Origin of the sequence: Mycobacterium paraffinicum (genome assembly GCF_025822865.1) — a bacterium.
Taxonomy (GTDB): Bacteria; Actinomycetota; Actinomycetes; order Mycobacteriales; family Mycobacteriaceae; genus Mycobacterium; species Mycobacterium paraffinicum.
This window is the reverse complement of record NZ_JACKUR010000037.1, coordinates 1-4,849: the sequence shown is the minus strand read 5'-3', so window position 1 is coordinate 4,849 and position 4,849 is coordinate 1. Positions and strand designations below refer to the sequence as shown.

Annotated in this window: 3 protein-coding genes and 1 pseudogene; 2 read left to right on the top strand and 2 right to left on the bottom strand. The window is 60.9% G+C overall.

Annotated features, from left to right (window positions below; translation table 11 throughout):
- Positions 1 to 60: 60 nt before the first annotated feature.
- Complete coding sequence (locus H7J89_RS23605) at positions 61 to 1,206, bottom strand: IS3 family transposase (protein ID WP_264047227.1); 1,146 nt, start codon at positions 1,204 to 1,206, stop codon at positions 61 to 63.
- A 206-nt stretch (positions 1,207 to 1,412) separates the two neighbouring features.
- On the opposite strand from H7J89_RS23605, the pseudogene H7J89_RS23600 reads away from it, so the two are divergent.
- Positions 1,413 to 1,736: pseudogene (locus tag H7J89_RS23600) on the top strand (integrase core domain-containing protein); the annotation flags it as partial.
- Between the two features lie 261 nt (positions 1,737 to 1,997).
- Here H7J89_RS23600 and H7J89_RS23595 read toward each other — a convergent pair.
- A complete protein-coding gene (locus tag H7J89_RS23595; RefSeq protein WP_372513834.1) occupies positions 1,998 to 3,212 on the bottom strand; it encodes a cytochrome P450 in 1,215 nt (404 codons plus the stop codon).
- Positions 3,213 to 3,865: 653 nt separating this feature from the next.
- On the opposite strand from H7J89_RS23595, the gene H7J89_RS23590 reads away from it, so the two are divergent.
- Positions 3,866 to 4,699, top strand: a complete 834-nt coding sequence (locus H7J89_RS23590) for an enoyl-CoA hydratase/isomerase family protein (protein ID WP_264047225.1) — start codon at positions 3,866 to 3,868, stop codon at positions 4,697 to 4,699.
- The last annotated feature ends 150 nt before the right edge of the window (positions 4,700 to 4,849 follow it).

The following is a 4,849-nucleotide window of genomic DNA, read 5'->3' as shown; positions in this document are numbered from 1 at the left end:
ACTGGCGAGTCCCCGTTACTGAGTCCACCCCGATCCAGAGTCGGGTTTGTTGTTTCGAATTCAGTTGATGCCACAGGCGACTGGGATGTGGGTACACCTGCATGACGCAGCGTACTCGGCCGGCGTGCGGTAGCCCAGGGCTGAATGGCGGTGTCGGTGGTTGTGCTCGGTCTTGAAGTCGCCGATGACCACGCGGGCCTCGAACAGGGTGGTCCAGTGGTTACGGTTGAGGCACTCCTTGCGTAGTCGGTTGTTGAACGATTCGATGTAGCCATTGTTCCACGGGGTGCCCGGCGGGATGTAGAGCAGTCCAGCCTTGTTCTCGCAGAACTGTTGCAGCGCTTGGGAAACCAATTCCGGGCCGTTATCCATGCGCAGTACCTTTGGCGGCCCACCCGCGGCGGCGAAAGCATCCTCGAGCTCGACCACCAGGCGCTCGGCGGTGATCGATCGCTCGACGACGTGCAGCAGCGAATACCGGGTGTGTTCGTCGATCATCGAGGCGATCTTGATGGCCTTTCCGTCGATGGTGGAGTCGAACTGGAAGTCGATCGCCCACACCACATTCGGGGCGTCGGCTTCGACCGGCGGGATCGAGGACACCCCGGCCCTTTTGCGCGGACTGCGGATCCGCACCTGCAGGCCCTCTTCGCGCCACAGCCGGTGAACCTTCTTGTTGACCTCACGGTGCTCGTCGTAGCGCAACGCCGCCCAGGCACGCCGGAACCCATGACACGGATGCTTTCTAGCGTAGGAGCGCAGCCAGGCCCGCATTTCAGCATCCGGATCGGCCGGGGTCTGCGCCAGCGGGAGGCGGCGGTAGGTGGAACGGGTCAGCCCAACGGCCTTGCACGCCAACCGTTCCGACATGCCCAACGTGGTGGTGAGCATATCCACGGCACGGCGCTTGGCGGCCGGGCTCAGAATTTTCCCTTGGCAACCTCCCGCAGGGCGTCTTTGACCAGCTCCGCTTCGGCCAGCAGCCGCTTGAGCCGGGCANGCATTCTGCTCGCGCAGCTCCTTGAGTTCTTTCGCGGCGTCGGTATCCATGCCTCCATAGGCGCGGCGCCAGTTATACAAGGTCGCCGGCGAGACGCCGAGTTCGGCGGCGATCTCCTCGCCGGCCTTACCCTCGGCGGTCAGCTCATCCGCCCGGCGCAGTTTGCGCACAATGTCCTCCGCGGAATGCCGCTTCCGACCAGCCATACGTTTCATCGTCCCTTCTCGGCCCAACACCGGGCCACAGGACTCTAAAACTGGATGGACTCATTCACCGGGAACACGCCAGTGCGCACAATGTCCTCCGCGGAATGCCGCTTCCGACCAGCCATACGTTTCATCGTCCCTTCTCGGCCCAACACCGGGCCACAGGACTCTAAAACTGGATGGACTCATTCACCGGGAACACGCCAGGATCGCAGTTCACCTGTGGGCGATACGGCGAACGGCTCGCCGAGATCGGCACTGTTCCTTCGATCAGCTCCATCGGGGACAGCTCCGATAACGCCCTCGCGGAGACGGCGAACGGCTACTACAAGGCCGAGCGGATCTACGGACCCGCCCACAGCGGCCCGTGGAAGACCGTCGAGGAGGTCGAGCTGGCCACCCTCAGGTGGGTGTACTGGCACAACACCAGCCGCCTCCACAGCTACCTCGCTGATGTTCCGCCCACCGAGTTCAAAGCCACGTTCCACGATGCCCAACGGACCGACCAAGCACTGGTCGCAATCCAATAACCCGAGCCTCCGACAGAACCAGGGCGGTTCATCTGGTTCAACAATGCCCTCACGAGTACCTCGGCGACTTCACTCCCGAGGCCGTCGAGACGCTCCACTACGATCACAGACGCACCCCACCTAATGCAGGGTGATTCAACGAATGCAGTCTCCGGACTCACCGGGACGGGTCAGAGCGGTTCAGTCCGCCGGCGTTCCGGACTCAAAAGTTTGCCTCCGTGATCTCCTTGAGCGCGGCCTTCTCCCACTCGGCGTCGGCCCTCATGACCGTGCGCGGAATGTGACCGGGAGCTTGTTCGGCGAGCGGAAGGTCAGACCGCAGATCTTGGCGTCGGCGCCGGGGACGAGCGCTAGGTCGCTCACTCGGTCGAGGAGACTATTAAGCATCGCACTGGTTTCGGCGCGCGCCAAGTGCATACCCAAGCACATGTGTCGACCCGCGCCGAAGGATACGTGCGCCTGGCGGGGCCGGTGGATGTCGAATGCGTTCGCGTTCGGCCAACGGGAGTCGTCACGGTTCGCCGCACCCATGCACAATTGCGTCGTCGCGCCGGCCGGAATCTTCTCACCATGAAGCTCTACGTCTCGCGTTACCGTCCGTATGACAGTAGTCAGCGGGGTTTCGTACCGGATGCCTTCTTCCACCGCCGCCGGTATCAAGCTTCGGTCTTGTTCGACCGCCCGCAGCTGCTCTGGATGGGTCAACAACAAATACAGCAAATTCCCCGATGACCGGTACGTCGTTTCCAATCCAGCGGGCAGAAGCAGCCGCAAAAACGAAATGATTGCCTCATCGGTCAACTTCTCCCCATCGACATCGGCGGTGACGAGATCTCCGATGATGTCGTCGGTAGCATTGCGTCGTCGTTGCTCAACCTGCTGAAGAAAGTAGTCGTAGAGCGCCATCGACGCCTTGAATCCAGCCTCGATATCGGTGTCGATGGAGATCAGTTCCAGCGAGAGGCGCCTGAACATATCGAGGTCTTCCTCAGGTAGACCCAGCAGCGTTGCCGTAACCCGAGTCGGGAACTCGAACGTGATCGACTTGACCAGATCCGCCTCGCCCTCGTTCTTTATGCCGTCGATGAGTTTGTCGCAGATCGGGCTTATCACGCTTGGGCCCCACCGTCGGAGCGCACTGGCGCGGAAGGCATGCGCGATCAGGCTTCGGTGAGCATCGTGCTTCTTGCCGGGCATGGCGAGGATCGTTGGACCCATCACCAAACCTATGGATTGGTCATAGAAACTGGAGCTGAACAGCTCGTCATTGCGAAACGCGTGGAAGACGCTCTGATAGTCGAAAAGGGTCCATGGATCTGGTGGCAGGAGCTCCGGTGGAGCCATGGAGAAGTCCATAACGGACCCGTGCCATACCGGCTGTGTCTTACATTTATCCTCGAAGAACGGGTAAGGATCATCCGCGACTGACATGTAATCGATTATCGACTGGCTACTCGGATCGGCACTTGTTGTCATCGATGGTTCCCAAAGTTGTAGGTGTGGAAGTAGTTGCTATTTCTGAAGTTTCCTGCGCCAAAGCGGTGGCGCTGGCGTGGACGTCGTTAAGGCATTGTCGGCCAGTAGGTTCCTGCGACCGGCGAGTCGACCTTTGTCCACCGAGTGCCTCTCACTTCCGTGTGCGCAGCGCCTTTTGAAGATCAGTTGCTTTACAAAAAGTAGCATTACTGTCACAGTTGGTCTAGTCTGACTTAGACGGGGTTCCGCAGATTGATCGGCAGGCAAGCCCGCTCATGCGCGGGCGAGTCAGCCCGTTGCGCGATGAGAGGTCTTCGGCATGAAACATCGCGGTCGACCGAGTTTGCGTATCGATGAGCGGTGCATTGGGCCTACCTCCAGCTCGGCGGTCAACGTGGTGTTCAACTCGTGCGACCGCGTCGGCTTGACATCTTGGACATCGAACGCGCAGCGCGGCTTCTTCGTTCGAATCGATTGAAGAACGATGCCTGCGGTGCCGGGCTCCGCGCATCACGCGAAGGTGCGGCGCTGCGGCGTATCGCATGTCGACGAGTTTGGCATCACAGCTCTCGAGCGCTTGCTGGCTTGAGCCCCGGCTGATTCAGCTTCGGTAGCTCGCCGCGACTGAACAACAACCCACCGGAAGGAGATTCATGTCAACCAGCCCCGTTTCCGACGCTACTCCACGGCCACCTGAGGAGGACTGGCTCGGCACCCCCTACCTGTTGTTCCAGCGAGAGGGCCCCATCGCGATCTGCACGCTGGATCGTCCGGAGGCGCGCAACGCGATGACGCCCGCAATGTATTTCGGCATCCGCTACGCGGTCAGTCGGGTCAACGAAGACGATCAACTCGCCGGGATGCTCATTACCGGCACGGGCGACGTATTCGCTCCCGGAGGCGATCTGGGCGGAGGCGGAGCGGACAACTGGATGACATTTGTGTCGGCGCTTTCGATGGACATCACGCCGTTCGATTCGCTGCGTACATCAGTCAAGCCGGTAGTCGCAGCCGTCAATGGCCTTTGCCAGGGCGGCGGCCTTCAAATCGCGTTGTGCAGTGACGTTGCGGTCGCCAGTGATCGCGCCACATTCCGAGTCCCAGAGCTTTTTCGCGGCATCGCCGACACCTACTACAGCCAGATGCTCGCGCGTCTGATCGGGCCGGTGCGAACACGCGATCTCATGTTCACCGGCCGGGTGTTGACCGCGAGTGAGGCATTGGAGTGGGGGCTGGTTGCCCGGGTCGTTCCGCATGAGGAACTCTTGGACAGCGCAGGCGACGTGCTGGCGCAGTGCTGCCGAACGGCTCCGCACGCTCGAGCGGTGATCAAATCCAGCCTCGACTCGTACGTAGGACTCTACGATCGAATTGGAATGAACACCAGCATGCGCGGGCCGGAGGCCGTAGAGGGATTCGTTGCTTTCAAGGAGCGACGCTCGCCGCAATGGGTACATCCAGATCTGCGGGTCGACGGGCGACTATGACATCGCCCAAACCAGATCGCATCACAACTGGCGAGTCCCCGTTACTGAGTCCACCCCGATCCAGAGTCGGGTTTGTTGTTTCGAATTCAGTTGATGCCACAGGCGACTGGGATGTGGGTACACCTGCATGACGCAGCGTACTCGGCCGGC

Bases quoted from the DNA above. Each gene is read 5' to 3' on its own strand.
- H7J89_RS23590 (WP_264047225.1), top strand. From the start codon at position 3,866: ATGTCAACCAGCCCCGTTTCCGACGCTACTCCACGGCCACCTGAGGAG.
- H7J89_RS23595 (WP_372513834.1), bottom strand. From the start codon at position 3,212: ATGACAACAAGTGCCGATCCGAGTAGCCAGTCGATAATCGATTACATG.